Below are 22830 nucleotides of genomic sequence, written 5' to 3' on the forward strand. Positions count from 1 at the left end.
TGGAGGCGGTTTCGGACAGCTCCGACACAGAATGGAGTGCTCATGGACCGCCGGATTTTCGGGCTGGAGAACGAGTACGGCGTGACCTGCACGTTCCGCGGGCAGCGCAGGCTGTCGCCGGACGAGGTGGCGCGGTACTTGTTCCGCCGGGTCGTCTCCTGGGGCCGCAGCAGCAACGTCTTCCTGCGCAACGGCGCCCGGCTGTACCTCGACGTCGGCTCCCACCCCGAGTACGCCACCCCCGAGTGCGACGACGTGGTCGAGCTGGTGACGCACGACAAGGCGGGCGAGCGGATCCTCGAAGGGCTCCTGGTCGACGCCGAGCGGCGGCTGCACGAGGAGGGCATCGCGGGGGACGTCTACCTGTTCAAGAACAACACCGACTCGGCCGGCAACTCCTACGGCTGCCACGAGAACTACCTGGTGGCCCGGCACGGCGAGTTCTCCCGGCTGGCCGACGTGCTGATCCCCTTCCTGGTGACCCGCCAGCTGATCTGCGGCGCCGGCAAGGTGCTGCAGACCCCGCGCGGCGCGGTCTACTGCGTCAGCCAGCGCGCCGAGCACATCTGGGAGGGCGTCAGCTCCGCCACCACCCGCTCCCGCCCGATCATCAACACCCGCGACGAGCCGCACGCGGACGCCGAGCGCTACCGCCGGCTGCACGTGATCGTCGGCGACTCCAACATGTCGGAGACCACGACGCTGCTCAAGGTCGGCGCCACCGACCTGGTGCTGCGGCTGATCGAGGCCGGCGTGGTGATGCGCGACCTCACCCTGGAGAACCCGATCCGGGCGATCCGCGAGGTCAGCCACGACCTCACCGGCACCCACCAGGTGCGGCTCGCCAACGGGCGCGAGGCCAGCGCGCTGGACATCCAGGAGGAGTACTACACCAAGGCGCTGGAGTTCGCCGACCGCAAGGGCATCAACACCGGCACCATCGGCCAGGTGCTCGAACTGTGGGGCCGGACCCTGGAGGCCGTCCGCACCGAGAACCTGGACGAGGTGGCCACCGAGATCGACTGGATCATGAAGTACAAGCTCATCGAGCGCTACCGCGAGAAGCACCAGATGAGCATGTCCAACCCGCGGGTGGCCCAGATCGACCTGGCGTACCACGACATCCACCGCCGGCGCGGCCTGTTCTACCTGCTCCAGGGCAAGGGCCAGGCGAAGCGGGTGACCACCGACCTCAAGACCTTCGAGGCCAAGTCCATCCCGCCGCAGACCACCCGGGCCCGGCTGCGCGGGGACTTCATCCGCCGGGCGCAGGAGCAGCGCCGGGACTTCACGGTGGACTGGGTGCACCTGAAGCTGAACGACCAGGCGCAGCGCACGGTGCTCTGCAAGGACCCGTTCCGCTCGGTGGACGAGCGGGTGGAGAAGCTGATCGCCGGGATGTGAGCCCCGCAGGGGATCCCAGGTTTGTGATCAAGGCGGTGTCCGGCCCCGGTGGTGTCTACCGGGGCCGGACGCCGTCCGGGCATACGCTGTCCGTCGAAGTCAGGAGAGCCGACCTCGATCGACAGTTAGGACCACCGTGCGCCGCACCGCCGGTTTGCTACTCACCCTGCCCCTGCTGCTGGCGGTCGCCTGCGGCAGTTCGCCCAAGGCGGCCGGCCCGGCGACTCCGTCCGCGGCGAGCGCGCCTCCGACGGTGCCCGCACCGGTCGGCGAGGCGTCGCCGATGCCCACGCTCTCGGAGGGCGGTTTCGGCAGCAAGGCCACCATCACCCTCCCGGAGGGCCAGCCCGGCGGCCAGTTCGTGGTGAACACCGTCAGCGAGGGCGAGCGGTCGACGGTCAACAAGGGCGACTGGGTGACGGTCAACTACACGGCGAAGGACTGGACCACCGGCAAGGACCTGCCCAGCTCGTACGACCCGAGCGGGAAGCCGCAGCTCTACCAGGCCGGCAGCGGACAGCTCGTGCCGGCGCTGGACCAGAGCGTGATCGGCAAGAAGGTCGGCAGCCGGCTGCTGGTGGTCGCCCCGCCGGCGGCGGCCTTCGGCGAGCAGGGCAGCACCCAGCTCGGCGTCAACAAGGGCGACACGGTGGTGTTCGTCCTGGACATCATGGAGAGCCTGCCGCAGGACTCCACGCTGACCGGCGCCATGACCCCGCCGCCGGCGACGATGCCGCAGGTCAAGGACAACGGCAAGGCCCCGGTGACGATCACCGTGCCGACCGGGCAGGCCGCGCCCACCGACCTGGAGCAGGCGGTGCTGATCAAGGGCGAGGGCAAGCAGGTCAAGAGCGGGCAGACCCTGGTGGTGCAGTACACCGGGGTGCTCTGGAACAACGGCCAGCAGTTCGACTCCTCCTGGACGCACGGGGGCGCGCAGGCGGTGCAGATCGGCACCGGCAGCGTGATCGAGGGCTGGGACAAGGCGCTGGTCGGCCAGACCGTCGGCAGCCGGATCCTGCTCGTGGTGCCGCCCGGGCTCGGCTACAAGGACCAGGCGCAGGGCTCGGTGCCGCCCAACTCGACGCTGGTCTTCGTGATCGACGTTCTGGAAGCGGTTTAGGGAAGCGGCTCAGGGAAGCGGTTTAGGGCGGACACGCTCTAGGAAGTCCCCCCTGGGATTCCGTACGCTTGGGCGGACGCTCGTACAACGAAGCGTCCGCCCTCATCCTGAGCTGTCATACTGCCCTCGCACTGTGGCAGGCGCCGCCCGGCGTCGAGGTCCGGGGCGGACGGTGCGACGGCAGACCGGCAGTCAGCACGCCGGTCGCAGACCTGGAAGACCTCGTGGCGAGATGGATGGGGAGTCATGACTGAGAAGACGCCGAGCCCGGGCGGGGCCGGCACCGCGGCGAACGACAGCTCTGCGGGTGACCCGGCCGCCTCGCGTCCCGGCGGCCCGCTCCCGGGGGACGGCGAGTCGATCGTCGTCCCGCCGTCGATCCTGAAGCAGCAGGCCGGCTGGGCGCAGCCCGGCGAGCAGCCGCGCGCCTCGGGCGGGACCAAGACGGACGACACCCCGCAGATCTTCGCCTCCACCGTGCGTCGGGGCGACACCTCGGAGGCCGGGTACGACGAGAACCCGCCCGGGGTGGGCCGGCTGGGCGTGATCCTCGGCACGGTGCTGGCCGTGCTGCTGGCCGGCAGTGCCGTGACGCTGTACCTGGTGAACAAGGACGGCAAGTCGGACACCGCCGCCAAGCCGGACGCCGCCAAGAGCGCGCCGCCCACGCCGACCGCCGACCCGGTGCCGCCGATCAAGGACAGCGCCAAGGTGCTGCCCACCGTCACCGGTGACTTCGGCAAGAAGGCCGAGATCCAGGTGCCGGGCGAGGCCTCCGACGGCTCCTTCGTGGTGAAGGTGCTGACCGAGGGCACCGGCCCCAAGGTGGACAAGAACTCCTGGACCTCGGTGGACTACACCGCCAAGGACTGGACCACCGGCAAGGACATCCCGAGCTCGTACGACAACAACGGCAAGCCGCAGATCTTCCAGGCCGGCACCGACGCGCTGATCCCGGCGCTGGACCAGGCCGTGGTCGGGAAGAAGGCCGGCAGCCGGGTCCTCGTGGTGGCCCCGCCGGCCGCCGCGTTCGGCTCCCAGGGCAAGGCCGACATGTCGATCGGGGCGAAGGACGACCTGATCTTCGTGATCGACATCCGCAACGCCAACGCGCCCGACGCCGTGGTGAGCGGCACCGTCACGCCGCCGCCCGCGGACTTCCCGCAGGTCAAGGACAACGGCAAGAAGCCGGCCGAGATCACCCCGGTGGCCGGCGCGAAGGACCCGACCGAGCTGAAGTCGCACGTCCTGATCAAGGGCACCGGGCCGGCGGTGGAGAAGGGCGAGAAGGTCGTCGTCCAGTACACCGGCGCGCTGTTCAAGGACGGCAAGATGTTCGACTCCTCGCTCAGCAAGGGCCAGGCGTTCTCCTTCCCGGTCGGCGGTGGCCAGGTCATCCAGGGCTGGGACCAGGGGCTGGTGGGCCAGACCGTCGGCAGCCGGGTGGAGCTGGTGATCCCGGCCGCGCTGGCCTACGGCGACAAGGGCCAGGGCGACATCCCGCCGGGCGCGCCGCTGGTCTTCGTGGTGGACATTCTGGACGCCGGTCAGGGCTGATCCACTTTCGGGTGACAATGGTGTGCGTGTGACCTTCAGGTCCGGCCGCGTGGCCGGACCACCCCGGGCGGTGGGCGCCCGTACCGTGGTCCGGGAACGGACCGGGGGTGCGGGCGCCCGCCGCTTGGTCGTGACTGCAATGCGAAACGTGAGAAGAGGGACTGTGAGCGTCAACCTCAACGAGAAGCCCGAGATCGACTTCCCGATCGGCGACGCCCCGGCGGACCTGCAGATCCGCGACATCGTCGTCGGTGACGGCGAGGAGGCCAAGCCGGGCCACAACGTCAAGGTCCGCTACGTCGGCGTGACCTTCGAGACCGGCGAGGAGTTCGATGCGAGCTGGAACCGGACCCCGAACGAGTTCCGCTTCCCGCTGGGCGGCGGCCGCGTCATCAAGGGCTGGGACCAGGGCGTCGTCGGCATGAAGGTCGGCGGTCGCCGCGAGCTGACCATCCCGTCGCACCTGGCGTACGGCAACCAGTCGCCGACCCCGCTGATCCCGGCGGGCTCGACCCTGATCTTCGTGGTCGACCTGCTGGGCGTCTGAGCCTGCCGCGGCCGTGGGCCGGACCCCTCCGGGGGCCCGGCCCACGGGCGTTTCGGGAGGCCGCTTTTGCCGTGCGTACCGCTACCGGTACGGTCGGTCCCGCCGGGTGGTGATCGCCCGGTTGGCGCACCCCGCGCACGGCGCGGCACACCGGAAGGGTCAGCGATGGCGATCGCCAAGGCAGAGCGGCTGATGAATCTCGCCCTGTGCCTGATGAACACCAGACGTCCGCTCTCCAAGAAGGAGCTGCGGGAATCCATCGAGGCGTACCGCGAGGCCTGGCAGAACAGCAGCGAGGACGCCTTCAACCGGATGTTCGAGCGGGACAAGGACGACCTGCGCGAACTCGGCCTGGTGATCGACGTCGACGAGAGCGCCCTGGACGGCGAGCTCGGCTACCTGGCCCGCGCCGACCGCAACCGGCTGCCCGAGATCGCGCTGGACGCCGAGGAGGCGGCCGCGCTGACCCTGGCCGCCCGGGTCTGGCAGCAGGCCAAGATGTCCGGCGCGGCCAGCGGCGCGCTGCAGAAGCTGCGCGCCGCCGGGGTGCCGTTCGCCGAGCCCGAGGGCCGGACCGCCCTGGAGCCGCGCATCCCCGCCCGGGAGGCCGCGTTCGAGCCGCTGCTCACCGCCGCCCGGGACCGCCGTCCGGTCGGCTTCGAGTACCGCAAGGCCGGCGCCGCCGCCGGCGAGCTGCGCACCGTCGAGCCGTGGGCGCTGGAGTGCTGGCGCGGGCACTGGTACCTGGCCGGGTGGGACCGCGACCGCGGCGACGCCCGGGTGTTCCGGCTCGGCCGGATCACCGGCAAGGTCCGGGCCAGGACCGGCGCCTTCCTCGGCACCGTGCCCGAGCACGTCGACGTCCGCGCGACCGTCGCCAAGTTCGCGGGCGAGGGCGCCACCGCCACCGCCACCGTCCGGGTCCGCCGGGGAGCGGGCTTCCCGCTGCGCACCAAGGCGCTGAGCAGCGCGCGGGTGGACGACGGCTGGGACGAGCTGGAGATCCCGTACGGCAACGGGCTGGGCGCCGACCTCGCCGAGTTCGGGCCGGACGTGCTGGTGCTCGGGCCCGAGGAGCTGCGGGCCGACGTGATCGACCGGCTGCGGGCCGTGGCCGGGCTGGACGTGGTGAACGGAAGCGGAGGGGTTCAGGCGTGAGCAACGCGATCGACCAGACGCGGCGGATGCTGTCGCTGGTCACCTACCTGCGCGAGCGCCCCGGCGCCGAGGTGGCCGAGGTGGCCCGCGCGTTCGGGATCTCCGAGCGCGAGCTGATCGGGGACCTCAACGTGCTGCCGATGTGCGGCACCAGCTTCCGCGGCGGCGACCTGCTCGACATCGACACCGACGGCGAGCGGATCTGGTGGCACAACGTCGACGACGTGGCCCAGCCGCTGCGCCTCGCCGCCGACGAGGCCACCGCGCTGCTGGTCGCCGCCCGTGCGGTGGCCGGGCTGCCCGGCCTGCGGGCCGGCGACCGGGAGGCGCTCACCCGGGCCGTCGTCAAGATCGAGAACGCGGCGGGCGAGAGCGCCGCCGGCAGCGCCCGGGTCGGCGTGACCTTCGAGGCGGAGGGCCACGTGTTCGCCGACATCGACCGCGCGCTCAGCGAGGGGCGCCGCCTGTGGCTGCGCTACTACTCGCACGGGCGCGGCGGGATGACCGAGCGCGAGGTCGACCCGATCCGGCTGCTCACCGAGGGCCACACCTACCTCGAGGCCTGGTGCCGCACCTCCGAGGACCACCGGATGTTCCGGCTGGACCGGGTCGCCGAGATCCGGGTGCTGGACGTCCCCGCCGACCCGCCGCGGCGCGAGCCGCGCGACCTGAGCGGCGGGCTGGTCAACCCGTCCGCGGACGACCCCGAGGTGGTCGTCGAGGTCACCTCCGGCGGACGCTGGGTGGCCGAGTACTACACCCACGACCGGGCCGAGGAACTGCGCGACGGCGGGCTGCGGATCACCCTGCGCAGCGCCGATCCCTCCCAGCTGCGCCCGCTGGCGCTGCGGCTGGGCCGGGACGGCCGGATCGTCTCGCCGCCCGGGCTGGCCGGGCAGGCCCGCGCGGCCGCCCTGGAGGCGCTGGCCGCTTACGGGGAGCAGACCGTCGCCGACGGGGAGGGGCGGGTCTGATCGGTGGAGCCCGGGACCAGATTCAAGGTGTACTGCTCCGAGTGCCGGGAGAAGGTCGAGCTCCCGGCGGAGGAGTTCCGGCTGACCCTCGGTCGCACCCCGGCCCAGGCGCACTACAGCTTCGGCTGCCCGCTCTGCGGGGCGGCGGTGCGCAAGCCGGCCGGGGAGAAGATCGTCGCGGCGCTCGTCGGGGCCGGGGTGCGCACCATGCGGCTCGTCCCGGCCGAGGGGTAGCGGGCGCTCTCCTCCGGACCAGGCCGGGGGGCCGGGCCCGATAGAGTGGGGCGCATGTCCTGGATGCTCGTCGCCGCCGTCCTGCTCGCCACCGCGGGCCTGCTGGTCCTCGGGGTGCTCGCGATCCGGCTCTGGCTGGACGTGCGGGCGCTGGCCAAGGGCGTGGACGCGGCCTCGCGGGCGCTGGCCGAGGCGGCGGGGGAGCTGGCGGAGGCCGTACCGGCTCGGTAGGGCCGTCCGTGGCGCCCTTCCGGTGGCGCCCCGCCGGGCAGGCTGTCCGGTAGCGCCTGTCCGGTAGCGCCCGTTCGGTAGCACAGGAGGGCCGTCGGTGGTACGGGGGCTGCTGCGGGGAGGCGGGGGCGGGTTACGCTCTCAGATGGCTCCTGCAGATGGCTCCTGAACTGCGAACCGGGGCCGCTGTCCTGTTCGGGCGGCCGTCGTCGTGGCGTCATCCGCAGCGGTTACCATCCGCGGCGGGGGGCCCGACGGGTCGCCATGAGTGAAGGTGGTCGCGCAATGCGCATCTCGATGACCGCGATCGTGGTGGTCGTGATTTTCGCCGTCCTGCTGTTCGGCGCCAAGCGGCTGCCCGACCTGGCTCGCTCGCTCGGGCAGTCGATGCGGATCCTGAAGAGCGAGGCCAAGGCCATGCGCTCGGACGGCGCCGAGGAGGACGCCGCCGCGACGCCGCCTCCGGCGCCCCGGGTCGACGGCGGTTCGGCGACGACCGCGGCCAGGACCATCCAGGCCGCTCCGGGTGCCTCGGGCACCGCCCGCCCGGTGGCCGAGCCCGCCGCCGGGCCGTCCGCGGCCGACGGCGACCGCCCGCACTGAGTGCGGCGCACGTGACGAACGCGACCACGGAGGCCCGTCGACCGGCGGGCCTCGACGCACGAGTTGAGGACCGGGGTTGAGCAAGCTCTCCAAGGCGTCGAAGGCGTCCAAGGATCCTGAGGGGCGGATGGCCCTCACCGACCACCTGCGGGAACTGCGCAACCGCGTGGTCAAGTCGGTCCTGGCGATCGTGCTGATCACCATCGTGGCGGCGATCTACCACAGGCAGATCGAGAACTTCCTGCTGGAGCCGCTGCCGCGCTGCACCGTGGAGACTGCCGACCACTTCAAGGGCAAGTGCGCCCAGGTCTCCAACATCGGTCTGACCGCCGGTTTCACCTGGATGCTCAAGGTGTCACTGACGGCCGGTGTGGTCGCGACCGTGCCGGTCTGGCTCTACCAGGTCTGGGCCTTCGTGGCACCCGGTCTGCACCGGCACGAGAAGAAGTACGCCGTCATCTTCATGCTGTGCGGGGCGCCGCTCTTCCTGGCCGGCGTGGGCTGCGCCATCCTGGTGCTGCCGACCACCGTCGACGTGCTGATCTCGTTCACCCCGGACAAGACCACGCCGATCCTGCCGCCCGAGGACTACCTCGACATCGCCACCCGGATGGTGCTGGTCTTCGGCCTGGCCTTCGAGTTCCCGCTGCTGCTGGTGATGATGAACATGGTCGGCATGGTCACCGGCAAGCGGCTGCTCGGCTGGTGGCGCGGCATGGTCATGGGCATCACGGTCTTCGCCGCCTTCGCCACCCCGAGCGCCGATCCGGTGAGCATGCTCACGCTGGCCGCGCCGATCTGGGCGCTGTACTTCCTCGCGGTGGGCATCGCGATCTTCAACGACAGGCGCAAGGAGCGCCGCGACCCCGATGCCGGACTGAGCGACGAGGAGGCCTCGGAGCTGGACCTCTCGGTGCAGCCGGTGGCCGGTACGGAGATGGTCCAGGCCTCGGCCGCGCCGACGGCGGGCGCCCCGGTGCCGGCGGCCCGTCACGAGCAGATCGACGACATCACCTGAGCCGGTAGCGCACCCTGAGGCCCCGGCCCGCCGCCCGACGCGGTGGGCCGGGGCCTTTGCGCTGCTCCGGCCCGGTGAGCCCGGGCTTTTGTGCTGCTCCGGCCCGGTGCGGGATTCGGCGGGTGGTCTTGGCAGGGTGGATGGCATGTGACATATTACTGACGTGCTCAAGACCCAGAGACCTCCCCTGGATGTCGTCGTGGTCGGCGCCGGCGTGGTCGGCGCCGCCTGCGCCTACTACGCGGCCCGCGCCGGGCTCACCGTCGCCGTCGTCGACCGCGGGCCGGTGGCCGGCGGCACCACCGGCGCCGGCGAGGGCAACCTGCTGGTCTCCGACAAGGAGCCCGGGCCCGAACTCGACCTCGCCCTGCTCAGCACCCGGCTCTGGCACGACCTCGCCGAACACCTCGGCGCGGCCGTCGAGTACGAGCCCAAGGGCGGCGTGGTGATCGCCTCCACCCCGGCCGGGCAGGACGCCCTGCGGGCCTTCGCCGTCGGCCAGGCCGCCGCCGGCGTCACCGCCGAGGAGATCCCCGCCGAGCGGCTGCACGAGCTGGAGCCGCACCTCGCCCCCGGCCTCGCCGGCGGCTTCCACTACCCGCAGGACGCCCAGGTCCAGCCCGCCCTCGCCGCCGCCCACCTGCTGCGCGAGGCCCGCCGGATGGGCGCCGAGCTGATCACCGGCGAGACCGTGACCGCCGTGCACCGGGGGCCGGACGGCGCCGTGCGCGGCGTGCGGACCGACCGCCGCCGACTCGACGCCCCCGCCGTCGTCAACGCGACCGGCACCTGGGGCGGCGAACTGGCCGGGCTGGCCGGGGTGCACCTGCCGGTGATGCCCCGCCGCGGCTTCGTCCTGGTCACCGAGCCGCTGCCGCGGATCGTCCGGCACAAGGTCTACGCCGCCGACTACGTCGCCGACGTCGCCAGCGGCTCGGCCGGGCTCCAGACCTCCGCCGTGGTCGAGGGCACCCCCGGCGGGCCCGTGCTGATCGGCGCCAGCCGCGAACGGGTCGGCTTCGACCGCACCCTCTCCCAGGAGGTACTGCGGCGGCTCGCCGCCCAGGCCGCGGCGCTCTTCCCGGTGCTCGCGGACGTCACCGTGATGCGCACCTACCGGGGCTTCCGTCCGTACCTGCCGGACCACCTGCCCGCCATCGGCGAGGACCCCAGGGTGCCCGGGCTCTACCACGCCTGCGGGCACGAGGGCGCCGGCATCGGGTTGGCTCCGGCGACCGGCCTGCTGATCAGCGAGCAACTGACCGGCAAGCAGCCGGAACTGGACCTCGCGCCGTTCCGCCCGGACCGCTTCCCGTCGGACGCCGGGGCCTGAGCCCGGGCTCCTCGACCACCGCTGTCCGCCTGCCGACCACGCTCGTTCGTCGACCGCCCCCGCCGTGTCGACCGCCCCTGTCGTGTAGACCGCCCTCGTCCGTCGACCAACCCCGGAACGGAGAAGCCGCCGATGCGCCGCACCCCCGCCGACCTGGTCCGGGCCGAACCCGGCCCCGCCCACCACATCGAGTTCGACGGCCGACCCGTCCCGGCCCTGCCCGGACAGTCGATCGCCGCCGCGCTCTGGGCCGACGGCGTGCTCGCCTGGCGCACCACCCGGGTCGGCGGCCGGTCGCGGGGGGTGTTCTGCGGCATCGGCGCCTGCTTCGACTGCCTGGCCACCGTCGACGGCCGCCCCAACCAGCGCACCTGCCTGCTCCCCGCCGAACCCGGCACCACCGTCACCACCCAGGAGGGCCACGGCCGTGCCGACCTCGCCGTCTGACCGGGCCGCCGCCGAAGCGGCCCGACGCCCCGACCTCGCGGTGATCGGCGCCGGCCCGGCCGGGCTCGCGGCCGCCGTGACCGCCGCCGACCTCGGGCTGCGCTGCGTCCTGCTGGACGCCGGCCACAGCACCGGCGGGCAGTACTACCGGCACCCCGCCCCCGGCCTCGGCGCCGCCCGCCCGGACCGGCTCCACCACGGCTGGTCCGTCTACACCGGACTGGCCGACCGGCTCGCCGCGCACGAGCGGGCCGGGCGGGTCCGCTTCCTCGGCGGCCACCAGGTGTGGGCGCTGGAGCGGACCGGCGACGGCTTCGCCGTACACGTCACGCGCGGCCCGGAGGCCACCGACCGGGCCACCGTCCCGGCCGCGTCCGTGCTGCTCGCCACCGGTGCGTACGAGCGCCAGCTGCCGTTCCCCGGCTGGACCCTGCCCGGGGTGGTCACCGCGGGCGGCGCGCAGGCGATGCTCAAGGCCGGGCTGGTGCTGCCCGGGAGGCGGATCGTGGTGGCCGGCAGCGGGCCGCTGCTGCTCGCGGCGGCGTCCTCGCTGGTCACCGCCGGGGCCGAGGTGCCCGCGGTCGTCGAGGCCACCGACTACCTCGGCTACGCCCGGCGCCCCGGCGCCCTGGCGGCCGTCCCCGCCAAGCTCGTCGAGGGCGCCGGGCACGGGAGCACGCTGCTGCGGCACGGCGTACGGCTGCGCCCGCGCAGTGCCGTCGTCGAGGCGCACGGGACCGAGCGGGTCACCGCCGTCACGGTGGCCCGGCTGGACACCGACTGGCGGCCGGTGCCCGGCACCGAACGCCGGATCACCTGCGACGCCGTCGCCGTGGGCCACGGGCTGCTGCCACAGATCGACCTGGCCACCGAACTGGGCGCGGCCACCAGGACCGCCCCGGACGGCGCCGTCGGGCTCCGGGTCGACGCCCGGCTGCGCACCACCGTGCCCGGCCTCTGGTCGGCGGGGGAGACCAACGGCGTCGGCGGCGCGGACCTCGCGATCGTGGAGGGCGAACTGGCCGCGCACGCCGTGGCCGACCGGGTGCCGAAGCCCGCACTGTTGCGCAGCCGGGCCCGGCTGCGGAACTTCGCCGACCTGATGGCCGCGGCCCACCGGCCCGGCCCCGGCTGGACCGGCTGGCTGCGCCCGGACACCGACGTCTGCCGGTGCGAGGAGGTGCCGGTCTCGGCGATCCGGGAGGCCGTGGACGAGCTGGGCGCGGGCGATCCGCGCACCGTCAAGCTGCTCACCCGGGCCGGGATGGGCTGGTGCCAGGGCCGGATGTGCGGTCCGGCCGTGGCCTGCCTGGCCGGCTCGGGTGAGCCGGTGCCGGACCGGCGGCCGCTGGCCTGCCCGGTGCCGCTGTCGCAGCTGGCGGCCGGGCCGTCCGGGTCGTCCGGGTCGTCCGGCGAGGACGCCGACACGGCCTGAGGTCCGTCGAACATGCGGGCCGGGGACTCTTGTCTCCGGCCCATCTCTTCTAATAAAATGTCACACCTCACCAAGGAGCTCATCGTGTCCAACACCCCACACGACACCGCCCGGCCCTGGCGCGGCATCATGGTCGCCACCACGATCCCGCTGCGCCCGGACCTCTCCGTCGACTACGACGCGTACGCCGAGCACGTCCGCTGGCTGATCGAGTCCGGCTGTGACGGCGTCGTCCCCAACGGCTCGCTGGGCGAGTACCAGACGCTCACCGCCGAGGAGCGCGCCCGCGTCGTCGAGGTGGCCGTCGAGGCGGCCGGCGACGGCTCCCGGGTGATGCCCGGCGTGGCCGCCTACGGCAGCGCCGAGTCCCGCCGCTGGGCCGAGCAGGCCGCCGAGGCCGGCGCCGGCTCCGTGCTGCTGCTGCCGCCGAACGCCTTCCGGGCCGACCACGCGTCCGTCCGGGCGCACTACGCCGACGTGGCCAAGGCCGGACTGCCCGTCGTCGCGTACAACAACCCGATCGACACCAAGGTCGACCTCGTCCCCGCGCTGCTCGCCCAACTGCACGGCGAGGGCTCGATCGTCGCGGTCAAGGAGTTCAGCGGCGACGTCCGCCGGGCCTACGAGATCGCCGAACTGGCCCCCGGGCTGGACCTGCTGATCGGCGCCGACGACGTGCTGCTGGAACTGGCGCTGGCCGGCGCGGTCGGCTGGATCGCCGGCTACCCGAACGCCCTGCCGGAGGCCAGCGTCGCGCTGTACCGGGCCGCCGTGGCGCAGGAGCTGGACACCGCGCTGCCGCTGTACAAGTCGCTGCACTCGCTGCTGCGCTGGGACTCCAAGACCGAGTTCGTCCAGGCCATCAAGCTGTCCATGGACATCGCCGGGCGCGCCGGCGGCCCGGTCCGCCCGCCGCGCCAGCCGCTGACCCCGGACATCGAGGCGGCCGTCCGAGCGGCCACCGAGAAGGCGCTGGCCGAGGGCCTGGCGTAACCGGGAGACTTCGTCACCAGGCCGGCTGAGGGGGCAGCCGGCCCGGCCCCACCCACCCGATCCCGCGTACGGTCAGCTCCTCCGTACGCCCACTCCGACGGGAGTCGTCAGAGCCATGCGCAGCCGTCACGTGTTCCACGCCGTCGACTCGCACACCGAGGGCATGCCGACCCGGGTCATCACCGGCGGCTTCGGCGTCATTCCCGGCGCCACCATGGCCGAGCGCCGGGTGCACTTCCAGCAGCACCTGGACCACTTCCGCACCCTGCTGATGTACGAGCCGCGCGGCCACGCCGCGATGAGCGGCGCCATCCTCCAGCCGCCGACCCGGCCGGACGCCGACTTCGGCGTGCTCTACATCGAGGTCTCCGGCCTGCTGCCGATGTGCGGGCACGGCACCATCGGCGTCGCCACCGTGCTGGTCGAGACCGGCATGGTGCCGGTGGTCGAGCCGGTCACCACGGTGCGGCTGGACACGCCCGCCGGGCTGGTGATCGCCGAGGTGCGGGTCGAGGACGGCGCCGCCACCGCGGTGACCATCCGCAACGTGCCGTCCTACTCGGCCGCGCTGGACGCCAAGATCGAGGTGCCCGGGTACGGCACGATCGGCTACGACCTGGCGTACGGCGGCAACTTCTACGCCGTCCTGCCGCTCGCCGAGTTCGGGCTGCCCTTCGAGCGCGAGCGCAAGCAGGACATCCTGGAGGCCGGACTGGCCCTGATGGCCGCCATCAACGCGAGCCCCGACCGCCCGGTGCACCCGGAGGACCCGTCCATCCACGGCTGCCACCACGTCCAGCTGCTCGCCCCCGGCTCCACCGCCGAGCACTCCCGGCACGCGATGGCCATCCACCCCGGGTGGTTCGACCGCTCGCCCTGCGGCACCGGCACCTCGGCCCGGATGGCGCAGCTGCACGCGCGCGGCGAACTGCCGCTGGGGCGCGACTTCCGCAACGACTCCTTCATCGGGACGACCTTCATCGGGCGCCTGGTCGAGGAGACCGAGGTGGCCGGTCTGGCCGCCGTGGTGCCCACCGTCACCGGGCGGGCCTGGGTCACCGGCACCGCCCAGTACTTCCTCGACCCGCGCGACCCGTTCCCGGCCGGGTTCCTGTTGTAGAGCTGTTTGAAAGAGGAGCCGGCCTCTGGGGGAGGGGCCCGCTCCGACGTCCGCTGAACCACCTTCGAAGGGCTGCTGGTCGTGACCATCACCTCGTACAACCCCGCCGACCCCGCGGACCTCGTCGTCGCCGTGGAGGAACCCGGCGCCGAAGCCGTCCGGGCCGCCGTCGCCCGGGCCCGGGCAGCCCAGCCCGGCTGGCTCGCGGCCGGCGCGGGCGCCCGGTCCGCGGCGCTCGGCCGGATCGCCGAAGCGGTCGAGGCGCACGCGGACGAGCTGGCCGGGCTGATCGTGCGCGAGGTCGGCAAGCCGCTCGCCGAGGCGCGCGGCGAGGTCGCTCGCACCGCGGCGATCTGGCGCTACTACGCGCAGGCGCCGTTCGCGCCGTCCGGGGCGGTGCACGAGACCGCCGCCGGGCCCGGGCTGCTGCTCACCCGGCGCCGCCCGTACGGCGTCGCCGGGCTGATCGCGCCGTGGAACTTCCCGCTGGCGATCCCCACCTGGAAGGCCGCGCCGGCGCTGGCGGTCGGCAACACCGCGGTGCTCAAGCCGGCGCCCGAGGCGACCGCCTGCGCGCTGCGGCTGGCCGAACTGGCCGCCGGGGCCGGGCTGCCGGAGGACGTGTTCACCGTGCTGCCGGGCGGCGCCGAGGAGGGCGCGGCGCTGGTCGACACGGCCGACGTGGTCTCCTTCACCGGCTCGACCGGCGTCGGTCGGGCCGTGGTGCGGGCCGCCACCGAGCGCGGCGTGCCGGTGCAGGCCGAACTCGGCGGGCTGAACGCCGCGCTGGTGCTGCCGGACGCCGACCTCGCGCAGGCCGCCGCCCACCTCGCCGCCGCCATCGCCGGGTACGCGGGGCAGAAGTGCACCGCCACCAGCCGGGTGATCGCGGTCGGCGCCGCGTACGAGCCGCTGCGCGACGCCCTGGTCAAGGCGTTGGAACTGGTCGACGACGCGGCCTGCGGGCCGGTCATCAACGCCGCCGCCCGGGACCGGCTGACGGCCGCCGTCGACTCGGCCGTCGCCGCCGGGGCCACCCTGCTCACCGGCGGCCGGGCACCCGAGCGGGACGGCTGGTACGTCGAACCGGCCCTGCTCACCGACGTGCCGGCCGAACACCCGCTGGCCCGCGAGGAGTTCTTCGGCCCGATCGCGCTGCTGCACGCCGCGGCCGACCTCGACGAGGCGATCGCGCTCGCCAACGACACCCCGCACAGCCTCGCCACCTCGGTGCACACCCGCAGCCTGGACGTGGCGCTCGCCGCTGCCGACCGGCTGGACGCGGGCATGATCCGGGTCAACGCGCCGTCCAGCGGCGTCGACTTCCACCTGCCGTTCGGCGGTGCCAAGGGCGCGAGCCACGGCGAGCGCGAGCAGGGCCAGGCGGCGCTGGACTTCTACACCGTCAGCCGCACCGTCAGCGTCCTGCCGGGCGGTGGCGCGTGATGCCCGTCCGCACCGTCGACTACCACGCGGCCGGCGAGCCGTTCCGGATCGTGCTGGACGGTGTGCCCGCGATCCCCGGCGACAGCGTCGCCGAGCGGCGGGCCATCGCCCTCGGCGCCGGCGGCAGCGCGACCGCGCCCCGGCCGAGCGCGCTGGACGACGCCCGGCAGCTGCTCAGCCGCGAACCGCGCGGCCACGCCGGGATGTACGGCGGGTTCCTGGTACCGCCGGACGACGACGAGGCGCACTTCGGGGTGCTGTTCTGGCACAAGGACGGCTACTCGACGGCCTGCGGGCACGGCACCATCGCGCTCGGCGCCTGGGCGGTGGACTCCGGGCGGGTCGCGGCCCCCGCCGACGGCGTGGCCCGAGTGCGGATCGACGTGCCGTCCGGCCGGGTCACCGCGCTGGTGCACCGGGCCGGCGGGCGGACCACCGGCGTCACCTTCCGCAACGTGCCCACCCGGGTCGCCGCTCTGAAGTTGCCGCTGGCCACTTCACGGGGCACCGTGGAGGTCGCGGTGGCGCACGCGGGCGCCTGCTACGCCTCGGTGCCGGCGGCCGCCCTCGGCCTCGCGGTCGAGCCCGCGCAACTGCCCGAACTCACCGCCGCCGGGCGGGAGATCAGGGAGCTGCTGGCCGGCGCGGCGGCGGTGGCGCACCCGAGCGACCCGCTGCTGTCGGGGGTGTACGGGGTCATCCTGTTCGACGAACTCGTCTCGGAGGACGGCGTGTTGAACCAACGGAACGTCACCGTCTTCGCGGACGGGCAGATCGACCGCTCGCCCTGCGGCTCCGGGACCTCCGCCCGGCTCGCCGTCCTCGCCGCCGAGGGCCGGCTCGCGCCGGGGGAGGAGCTGCGGCACGAGTCCGTCATCGGGACGGTCTTCACCGGCCGCGTCCTGCCCGGCGGCGACCCGCTGGACGGCGGCGTCGTCACCGAGGTCACCGGCAGTGCGCACCGCACCGGCGAGCACGCGTTCGTCCTGGAACCGGACGACGACCTGGGCGCGGGGTTCCTCCTGTGACCGCTCCCGCGAACCCTCCCGCGAACCCTCCTGTGGACCCTGCTGCGCCGCCTCCTGCGTCGCCTCTTGTGCCGCCCGGTACGGCGGCTGAGCCGCTCCAGTACGCCGTGCCGGGCGTCGGCGGGGTCGGGCCCGCGGCTGCGGTGGCGGCGATCGAGCGGGTGCTGCTCGACGGGTTCGACCCGGAGTCGGCACCGGCCCGCTCGGCCGTCCCCGTCCCGGCCGGCGAACTGCTGATGATGCCGGCCGCCGCCGGCCCGTACGCCGGGGTGAAGATCGCCGGGGTCGCGCCCGCCAACCCGGGGCGGGGACTGCCCCGGATCACCGGCAGCTACCTGCTGCTCGACGGGCCCACCCTGCAGCCGCTCGCCCTGCTCGACGGCGCCGCGCTCACCGCGCTGCGCACACCCGCCGTCACCGCCGTCGCGCTGCGCCGGCTGGCCGCGCCGGACGCCGAACACCTGGTGCTGTTCGGCTCCGGGCCGCAGGCGTACGGGCACCTGGACGCGCTGCTGGCCGTTCAGCCGCTGACCCGGCTCACCGTGGTGGCGCGGGACGCCGGACGGGCCGAGGCCCTGGCCGCGTACGGGCGGGGGCTCGGGCTGGCAGCCGGGGTCGGCGAGCCGGGGGCGGTCGCCGGGGCCGACCTGGTGGTCTGCTGCACCACCGCGCGCACGCCGCTGTTCGACGGCGCCCTGGTGCCCGCGCACGCCGCCGTCGCGGCGGTCGGCTCGCACGAGCCGGACGCGCGGGAGGTGGACGAGGCGCTGGTCGAGCGGGCCGAACTGTACGTGGAGGCACGGACGGTGGCGGCCCGCGAGGCCGGCGACCTGATCATGGCGGGCGTGACCGGCCGACAGGTGTGGAACCTGGCCGAGCTGGTGCGCGGCGACGCGCTGGTGCCGGCGGGGCGGCCGCGGTTCTTCAAGAGCGTCGGCATGGCGTGGGAGGACCTGGCGGTCGCGGCGGAGGTGTACCGGAGCACCGGGGCAGGCTGACCTTCAGTCCCCGAGGAAGTGGAGCCAGCTGCCCGGGGTGGCGGCGCAGTGGGCGAGCAGGTTGCGCAGGTCGCGGACGGCCGCCCGCTCTTCCTCGGTGGTGCAGCGGGCGAGCAGGACGGTGGCCTCCTCGAAGGCGGCGCCGGCGTCCTGCTCGTTGAACCGGGTGTCGCCGTACGGGTCGATCCGGCCGAGCCGTCCGGGCCGGTGGTCGGCCGGCCCGGCGTGCGCGGCCAGGGCGGCGGCGAGGGCCGGGCCGTGGTCGACCGAGAGGTGCAGCAGGGTCGGGACGGACCGGCCGCCCTTGTTGGGGTGGTCGTCGTACAGGGCGATCTCGATTCCCAAGTCCGTTGCTCCTGGCGGGTGTCGGGGGCTATGAAGCGGGAGTCGGCCCGGCGGGAAGGGATCCCCTGCCGGGCCGGCTCCGTATGAGCAGGGCGGGCGACAGGTCGTGCGCCGCCGGCCGTTGTCACGGCCGGCGGCCGCTGCCACCATGGGTTTCGGCCGGGGCCTCGGGTGCTGAGGGGCCGTTCGAATCGTGGAATGTTGCGCACTCAACGTAACGTGACATTGTACGCTGGTGTTCTGCACCCACCCGGAGGAACACCATGGCCGACCTCAAACCCCGCACCCTGATCTCCGTACAGGAGCGGCTTCGCGACCAGGTCGCCCACGCGCTCCGGGCAGCCCTGATCTCCGGCGAACTGCGCCCCGGCGTCGTCTACTCCGCACCCGCGCTCGCCGCCGACTTCGGCGTCTCCGCCACCCCCGTCCGCGAGGCCATGCTCGACCTCGCCCGCGAAGGCCTCGTCGAGGCCGTCCGCAACAAGGGCTTCCGGGTCACCGAGCTCACCGAGCGTGACCTCGACGACTACACCGAGATCCGCGCCCTGATCGAGGTCCCCACCGTCGGCCGGGTGACGCGCACGGCGACCAAGGAGCAGCTGGAGCGGCTGCGCCCGCAGGCCGAGGAGATCGTCGCGGCCGCGCGCAAGCACGACCTCATCGGGTACCTGGAAGCCGACCGGCAGTTCCACCTGGACCTGCTGGGGCTGGCCGGCAACGCCCGGCTGGTCGACGTCGTCAGCGACCTGCGGAAGCGCTCGCGACTGTACGGCCTCAACCGGCTCGACGAGCGCGGCGAGCTGACCTCCTCGGCGGAGGAGCACCTGGAACTGCTCGACCTCATGCTGGCCGGCGACGCCGAGGCGGCCGAGGCCTGTATGACCCGCCACCTCAGCCACGTCCGCTCGCTGTGGGCGGGGCAGGACGAGGCGGCGGAGGAGGCCCGCCCGGCGCTGAAGCTGCGGGCGCGGTAGGGCTAACCGGGGCTAAACCGCCCGTTCGGGTGAAGACTGGGGATCGGGCGTCGGAATGCGTTCGCGCCCTACGATGATGTTCTCGACATCGGCAGCCAGGAGGAAATCCATGTCCGCCGCAGCAGTGGAAGAGCCCATCGAGCAGCCGACGCTGCTCGAAGTCGCCGAGCTGATCTCCAACCAGTTCGCCGGGCACCGGGTCGAGATCGTCGGGAGCCAGATCACCGTGACGCCGCCGCCGAATGCTTCGCACGGCAAGTCGCTGAGCCGCCTCATGCGTGTGCTGTTCGCCGCCGGCCTCGACGGGGATGAGGTCGACGTCATTCAGGGCGTTGGCATCTGGCTGCCGGACGGGCCGTCGGACTACGCCGTTCCCGACCTGGCGATCGTCGATGCCGACATCGATGACCACTTGATCGAGTACAACTGTTACGACCCGGCGGTCTTCCGGCTCGTGTTGGAGGTCACGTCGTCCAACCTCAGCGACGACCTGAAGCGGAAGCCCTTCGTCTATGCCGCCGCTGGAATACCCGTCTACGTGATCGTGGACCGGACGAACCAGCGGGTCATGGTGCTCACTGACCCACAGGACGGCGAGTACCGCGTGCACGCCGTCCACCACCCGGGGCAGTCGTTCACCCTGCCGGAGTCGATCGGGGCGGCGGTGACGCTGTCGGTGGACGACGTGCTGGCGGCGAAGAAGTAGCTCAGGCAGCCGCGGGCACTGTCAGGCGGCCGTCGTGGACTTCGGCGATCTGGTCGACGGCCGTCAGGTGGGTGCGGTCGTGGGTGACCAGGACGGTGGCGGTGGCGCGGCGGTGGGTGAGGTCGGTGATGAGGTCGAGGACGGCGGCGCCGCGTTCGTGGTCGAGGGCGCTGGTGGGTTCGTCGATCAGCAGGACGGTGGGGTCGTTCATCAGCGCGCGGGCGATGTTGACGCGCTGGCGCTGACCGCCGGAGAGCTGGTGCGGGCGGCGGGCGGCCTGGTCGCGCAGGCCGACGGCGGCCAGCAGGTCCAGGGCCCGGGGGAGGGCGGTGCGCGGGGAGCGGCCGTCCAGGTGGGCCATCACCTGGAGCTGTTCGACGGCGGTGAGCGAGGGCAGCAGGTTGGCCTGCTGGAAGACGATGCCGATCCGGGCGCGGCGCAGCGCGGTCAGTTCGGCGCGGCCGAGGCCGGTGGTGTCGGTGCCGTCCAGCACCACCCGGCCGGAGTCCGGGGTGATCAGGGTGGCGGCGACCGCCAGCAGGCTGGACTTGCCGGAGCCGGACGGGCCGACGACGGCCGTGATCGAGCCCTTGGGGACGGTCAGCGACACGTCGTCCAGCGCCGTGAGCCGGCCGTCGCCGTCCGGGTAGGTGAGGGTGATGCGGTCGAGGACGAGGCTCATCGGGCGCTCCCCAGGGCGGTCAGCGGGTCGACGGAGGTGATCCGGCGGATGGACAGGCCCGCGCCGACCGCGCCGAGCGCGATCATGACGGCGGCGGGGAACAGGACGGTCGGGGCGTCCAGGACGAAGGGCACGGTGGAGCCGACCAGGGCCCCGACGCCCGCCGCGAGCGCGGTGCCGACGGCGGTGCCGAGCACCAGCAGCAGGACGGCCTGACCGAGGGCGTCGCGCAGCAGGTAGCGGGTGGAGGCGCCGAGCGCCTTCAGCACCGCGATGTCGCCGCTGCGCTGGATCGTCCAGACGGTGAAGAAGGCGCCGATCACCAGGGCCGAGATGGCGAACAGGAAGCCGCGCATCAGCTGGAGCGAGCCGTTCTCGGAGGTGTAGGAGCCGATCGCGGCGAGGGCGTCGTCGCGGGTGCGGGTCTCGGTGCCGTGGCGGGCGTCGGTGCCGTGCAGGTCGGCGCCCTTGGCGGTGGTGAGCGCGATGACGGTCGCGTGGCCGGCGCCGCCGGGGACGGCCTGCTGCCAGTCGGTGAGGCTGGTCCAGATCACCGGGGTGTGGCTGTACGCGGCGTCGCCGTCGACGGCCGCGACCCGGAGGCGGTGCCCGGCCAGGGTGAAGTCGGCGCCGGGGGCGAGGCCGCCCAGGTTCTTGGCGGCGGTCTTCGACAGGACGGCCTGACCGGGGGCGATCCGGGCGCCCTGCGGGGCCAGCGCGGAGCCGTCCGGGACGCCGAAGGCGGACAGCGCCGTGGTGCGGGTCCCGGCGGCGGCCTTGGTGGTGGTGATGCCCAGTGGCTGGGCGGAGGTGACGCCCGGCTCGGCCGCCCAGGCCTGCCACTGCTCGGGGGTGACCTGGGAGTCGGTGAAGGAGAGCTTCTGCCCGTCGGCGGGCTCGCCGAACACCAGGTGGTCGGCGGGCAGGCCGGTGATCGCGGAGATGTTCTGCCGGCCGAGTCCGGCGGTCAGTCCGGACAGCAGACCGACCAGTACGGTGATCAGCACGATGACGGTCCCCATCAGGGCGAACCGCCCCTTGGCGAACCCCAGATCCCTCCAGGCGACGAACACGGTGGGCCTTCCTGCTGAACGAGTGTTTCCGACGCTTCCACCGTGCCGGAGAAGGGGCCCCGCGGGCATCGCACCGCGGATTGCATCCTCGGCATCAAAGGGCAGAAGCGGAGTTCAACCTTTTGATTGATGCCGGGGCCCGGTTCGGAACCTAGGCTGGACGGATGGCGACCGAACGATCCCGCACCACCCCCGTCGCCCGCGTCCTCCAGGTCTGCCTGCACCTGCTCGTGGCGGGCCTGCTCGCCCTGGCCGTCGCCCGTGCCGCCGTCGGCCGGGACGGCGACCCGGTGCCCGTCGCCGCCGCGGCCACCGCGATGGCCGCCGTGTACGCCGTCGGCCCCCGGCTGGCCGCCGTCCGCCGCTCGCGCCGGGCCGCCGCGCTCTGGCTGGCGCTGCTCGGCGTCACCTGGGTGGGCGTGCTGATCGCCACCCAGGACGGGGTGTGGCTGGCGTTCCCGCTGTACTTCCTGGAACTGCACCTGCTCGGGCGGCGCGGCGGCCTCACCGCCGTCGGGCTGACCGCCGCCACCGCCATCGCGGCCTGGTCCTGGCACCAGCACACCTTCAGCCTGCCCGCCGCGATCGGACCCGCGCTCGGCGCGGCCGTCGCCACCGCCACCGTGCTCGGCTACCAGGCGCTGTACCGGGAGAGCGAGGAGCGCCGCCGGCTGATCGACGAACTCACCGCCGCCCGCGCCGACGCCGCGGCCGCCCACCACACCGCCGGGGTGCTCGCCGAACGCGAGCGCCTCGCCCGGGAGATCCACGACACCCTCGCGCAGAGCCTCAGCTCCATCCAGCTGCTGCTGCGGGCCGCCCAGCGGGCCCTGCCGGAACGCACCGAGGCGGCCTCCGGGTACGTCGAGCAGGCCCGGCAGGCCGCCCAGGACAACCTGGACGAGGCCCGGCGGTTCGTCCGCGCGCTCACCCCGCCCGCGCTCGACGGAGACCCGCTGCCGGTCGCGCTGGAACGGCTGTGCGCCACCACGGCGGCGCACAGCGGCCTGCCGGTGAAACTGCACGTCTCCGGGGACCCGGTACGGCTGCCGGTGCCGCAGGAGGTCGCGCTGCTGCGGATCGCGCAGTCCGCGCTCGGCAACACCGTCCGGCACGCGCACGCCTCGCACGCCGAGGTGACGCTCAGCTACATGGAGGGCGAGGTGGCGCTGGACGTGTTCGACGACGGGGCAGGATTCGACCCGGCGGCGGTCGCCGGGCGCAGCGGAGGGGACGGCGGGTTCGGGCTGCCGTCGATGCGGGCCCGGGCGCGGGCGCTCGGCGGCACCTTCACGGTGGAGTCGGCGCCCGGCGGGGGCACGGCGCTCGCGGTGCAGCTGCCGGTGACGGAGGGCGGGGCGTGAACGGGCGGAGCGACGGCGTACGGGGCGTGAACGGACG

At 73.7% G+C, this 22830-nt stretch carries 24 protein-coding genes; 21 read left to right on the forward strand and 3 right to left on the reverse strand.

What is annotated here, in order from left to right; all coding sequences use genetic code 11:
- Positions 1–42 precede the first annotated feature (42 nt).
- From pafA to ACIP37_RS18955, 18 genes are all read left to right on the forward strand, one after another.
- Positions 43–1404 (forward strand): Pup--protein ligase, encoded by a 1362-nt coding sequence (gene pafA, locus ACIP37_RS18870; protein ID WP_363583898.1) that lies wholly within the window; start codon positions 43–45, stop codon positions 1402–1404.
- 136 nt (positions 1405–1540) lie between these two features.
- Positions 1541–2527, forward strand: a complete 987-nt coding sequence (locus tag ACIP37_RS18875; RefSeq protein ID WP_363618118.1) for an FKBP-type peptidyl-prolyl cis-trans isomerase — start codon at positions 1541–1543, stop codon at positions 2525–2527.
- Between the two features lie 246 nt (positions 2528–2773).
- Positions 2774–4084 (forward strand): FKBP-type peptidyl-prolyl cis-trans isomerase, encoded by a 1311-nt coding sequence (locus tag ACIP37_RS18880; RefSeq protein ID WP_363583894.1) that lies wholly within the window; start codon positions 2774–2776, stop codon positions 4082–4084.
- A 139-nt stretch (positions 4085–4223) separates the two neighbouring features.
- Complete coding sequence (locus tag ACIP37_RS18885) at positions 4224–4631, forward strand: FKBP-type peptidyl-prolyl cis-trans isomerase (protein WP_400329704.1); 408 nt, start codon at positions 4224–4226, stop codon at positions 4629–4631.
- A 165-nt stretch (positions 4632–4796) separates the two neighbouring features.
- Positions 4797–5789 (forward strand): WYL domain-containing protein, encoded by a 993-nt coding sequence (locus ACIP37_RS18890; RefSeq protein ID WP_363627443.1) that lies wholly within the window; start codon positions 4797–4799, stop codon positions 5787–5789.
- A 26-nt stretch (positions 5790–5815) separates the two neighbouring features.
- Positions 5816–6763 carry a helix-turn-helix transcriptional regulator gene (locus ACIP37_RS18895; RefSeq protein WP_400803837.1) on the forward strand — a complete coding sequence of 316 codons (948 nt, stop codon included), beginning with the start codon at positions 5816–5818 and terminating at the stop codon, positions 6761–6763.
- A 3-nt stretch (positions 6764–6766) separates the two neighbouring features.
- Entirely contained in the window at positions 6767–6997 is a 231-nt protein-coding gene (locus ACIP37_RS18900) for a hypothetical protein (RefSeq protein WP_063346907.1), read from the forward strand.
- Between the two features lie 54 nt (positions 6998–7051).
- On the forward strand, positions 7052–7228 hold the full coding sequence (locus ACIP37_RS18905; protein ID WP_360230298.1) for a hypothetical protein: 177 nt from the start codon (positions 7052–7054) through the stop codon (positions 7226–7228).
- A 285-nt stretch (positions 7229–7513) separates the two neighbouring features.
- The gene (tatA, locus tag ACIP37_RS18910; protein WP_363583888.1) at positions 7514–7831 is read left to right on the forward strand and encodes a Sec-independent protein translocase subunit TatA; all 318 of its coding nucleotides are present in this window, start codon (positions 7514–7516) and stop codon (positions 7829–7831) included.
- 76 nt (positions 7832–7907) lie between these two features.
- Positions 7908–8849 carry a twin-arginine translocase subunit TatC gene (gene tatC, locus ACIP37_RS18915; RefSeq protein ID WP_363618122.1) on the forward strand — a complete coding sequence of 314 codons (942 nt, stop codon included), beginning with the start codon at positions 7908–7910 and terminating at the stop codon, positions 8847–8849.
- Positions 8850–9012: 163 nt separating this feature from the next.
- A complete protein-coding gene (locus ACIP37_RS18920) occupies positions 9013–10182 on the forward strand; it encodes an FAD-dependent oxidoreductase (RefSeq protein WP_363583884.1) in 1170 nt (389 codons plus the stop codon).
- Between the two features lie 132 nt (positions 10183–10314).
- Positions 10315–10629, forward strand: coding sequence for a (2Fe-2S)-binding protein (locus ACIP37_RS18925; RefSeq protein ID WP_400803731.1), 315 nt, complete (start codon positions 10315–10317; stop codon positions 10627–10629).
- The gene (locus ACIP37_RS18930; RefSeq protein ID WP_400803728.1) at positions 10610–12064 is read left to right on the forward strand and encodes an NAD(P)/FAD-dependent oxidoreductase; all 1455 of its coding nucleotides are present in this window, start codon (positions 10610–10612) and stop codon (positions 12062–12064) included. The genes ACIP37_RS18925 and ACIP37_RS18930 overlap by 20 nt, the downstream gene beginning before the upstream one ends.
- 129 nt (positions 12065–12193) lie before the next feature.
- Positions 12194–13057, forward strand: a complete 864-nt coding sequence (locus ACIP37_RS18935) for a dihydrodipicolinate synthase family protein (RefSeq protein ID WP_363627538.1) — start codon at positions 12194–12196, stop codon at positions 13055–13057.
- 115 nt (positions 13058–13172) lie between these two features.
- Positions 13173–14177 carry a proline racemase family protein gene (locus ACIP37_RS18940; protein ID WP_363627445.1) on the forward strand — a complete coding sequence of 335 codons (1005 nt, stop codon included), beginning with the start codon at positions 13173–13175 and terminating at the stop codon, positions 14175–14177.
- A 75-nt stretch (positions 14178–14252) separates the two neighbouring features.
- A complete protein-coding gene (locus tag ACIP37_RS18945) occupies positions 14253–15623 on the forward strand; it encodes an aldehyde dehydrogenase family protein (protein ID WP_363583966.1) in 1371 nt (456 codons plus the stop codon).
- A complete protein-coding gene (locus ACIP37_RS18950) occupies positions 15623–16651 on the forward strand; it encodes a proline racemase family protein (RefSeq protein WP_363583874.1) in 1029 nt (342 codons plus the stop codon). Before ACIP37_RS18945 ends, ACIP37_RS18950 begins: the two co-directional genes overlap by 1 nt.
- A 68-nt stretch (positions 16652–16719) precedes the next feature.
- Positions 16720–17649, forward strand: a complete 930-nt coding sequence (locus tag ACIP37_RS18955) for an ornithine cyclodeaminase family protein (RefSeq protein WP_400803723.1) — start codon at positions 16720–16722, stop codon at positions 17647–17649.
- Positions 17650–17652: 3 nt separating this feature from the next.
- Here the strand turns inward: ACIP37_RS18955 and ACIP37_RS18960 are convergent, their stop codons facing one another.
- Positions 17653–17994 carry a hypothetical protein gene (locus ACIP37_RS18960; protein WP_400329720.1) on the reverse strand — a complete coding sequence of 114 codons (342 nt, stop codon included), beginning with the start codon at positions 17992–17994 and terminating at the stop codon, positions 17653–17655.
- A gap of 263 nt (positions 17995–18257) precedes the next feature.
- Here ACIP37_RS18960 and ACIP37_RS18965 point away from each other — a divergent pair, with 263 nt between their 5' ends.
- Both ACIP37_RS18965 and ACIP37_RS18970 read left to right on the forward strand, forming a co-directional pair.
- Complete coding sequence (locus ACIP37_RS18965; protein ID WP_063346897.1) at positions 18258–18968, forward strand: GntR family transcriptional regulator; 711 nt, start codon at positions 18258–18260, stop codon at positions 18966–18968.
- Positions 18969–19077: 109 nt separating this feature from the next.
- Positions 19078–19674 (forward strand): Uma2 family endonuclease, encoded by a 597-nt coding sequence (locus tag ACIP37_RS18970; RefSeq protein WP_400803719.1) that lies wholly within the window; start codon positions 19078–19080, stop codon positions 19672–19674.
- Between the two features lies 1 nt (position 19675).
- Here ACIP37_RS18970 and ACIP37_RS18975 read toward each other — a convergent pair whose 3' ends face one another.
- Together ACIP37_RS18975 and ACIP37_RS18980 are read right to left on the reverse strand one after the other, a co-directional pair.
- A complete protein-coding gene (locus ACIP37_RS18975) occupies positions 19676–20356 on the reverse strand; it encodes an ABC transporter ATP-binding protein (protein WP_400803716.1) in 681 nt (226 codons plus the stop codon).
- Entirely contained in the window at positions 20353–21429 is a 1077-nt protein-coding gene (locus ACIP37_RS18980) for an ABC transporter permease (RefSeq protein WP_400803714.1), read from the reverse strand. Before ACIP37_RS18980 ends, ACIP37_RS18975 begins: the two co-directional genes overlap by 4 nt.
- A 164-nt stretch (positions 21430–21593) precedes the next feature.
- Between ACIP37_RS18980 and ACIP37_RS18985 the strand changes: the two genes are divergently transcribed.
- Positions 21594–22793: a sensor histidine kinase gene (locus ACIP37_RS18985; RefSeq protein ID WP_363583863.1), complete on the forward strand. Its 1200-nt coding sequence runs from the start codon at positions 21594–21596 to the stop codon at positions 22791–22793.
- The last annotated feature ends 37 nt before the right edge of the window (positions 22794–22830 follow it).

The sequence above is a fragment of the Kitasatospora sp. NPDC088861 genome (genome assembly GCF_044750105.1).
Lineage (GTDB): Bacteria > Actinomycetota > Actinomycetes > Streptomycetales > Streptomycetaceae > Kitasatospora.

Coding starts and splice junctions, on each gene's coding strand:
- ACIP37_RS18975 (WP_400803716.1), bottom strand. CDS start 20,356: ATGAGCCTCGTCCTCGACCGCATCACCCTCACCTACCCGGACGGCGAC.
- tatA (WP_363583888.1), top strand. CDS start 7,514: ATGCGCATCTCGATGACCGCGATCGTGGTGGTCGTGATTTTCGCCGTC.
- ACIP37_RS18970 (WP_400803719.1), top strand. CDS start 19,078: ATGTCCGCCGCAGCAGTGGAAGAGCCCATCGAGCAGCCGACGCTGCTC.
- ACIP37_RS18880 (WP_363583894.1), top strand. CDS start 2,774: ATGACTGAGAAGACGCCGAGCCCGGGCGGGGCCGGCACCGCGGCGAAC.
- ACIP37_RS18935 (WP_363627538.1), top strand. CDS start 12,194: ATGGTCGCCACCACGATCCCGCTGCGCCCGGACCTCTCCGTCGACTAC.
- ACIP37_RS18985 (WP_363583863.1), top strand. CDS start 21,594: ATGGCGACCGAACGATCCCGCACCACCCCCGTCGCCCGCGTCCTCCAG.
- ACIP37_RS18890 (WP_363627443.1), top strand. CDS start 4,797: ATGGCGATCGCCAAGGCAGAGCGGCTGATGAATCTCGCCCTGTGCCTG.
- ACIP37_RS18940 (WP_363627445.1), top strand. CDS start 13,173: ATGCGCAGCCGTCACGTGTTCCACGCCGTCGACTCGCACACCGAGGGC.
- ACIP37_RS18950 (WP_363583874.1), top strand. CDS start 15,623: ATGCCCGTCCGCACCGTCGACTACCACGCGGCCGGCGAGCCGTTCCGG.
- ACIP37_RS18895 (WP_400803837.1), top strand. CDS start 5,816: ATGCTGTCGCTGGTCACCTACCTGCGCGAGCGCCCCGGCGCCGAGGTG.
- ACIP37_RS18925 (WP_400803731.1), top strand. CDS start 10,315: ATGCGCCGCACCCCCGCCGACCTGGTCCGGGCCGAACCCGGCCCCGCC.
- ACIP37_RS18885 (WP_400329704.1), top strand. CDS start 4,224: ATGCGAAACGTGAGAAGAGGGACTGTGAGCGTCAACCTCAACGAGAAG.
- ACIP37_RS18905 (WP_360230298.1), top strand. CDS start 7,052: ATGTCCTGGATGCTCGTCGCCGCCGTCCTGCTCGCCACCGCGGGCCTG.
- ACIP37_RS18965 (WP_063346897.1), top strand. CDS start 18,258: ATGGCCGACCTCAAACCCCGCACCCTGATCTCCGTACAGGAGCGGCTT.
- pafA (WP_363583898.1), top strand. CDS start 43: ATGGACCGCCGGATTTTCGGGCTGGAGAACGAGTACGGCGTGACCTGC.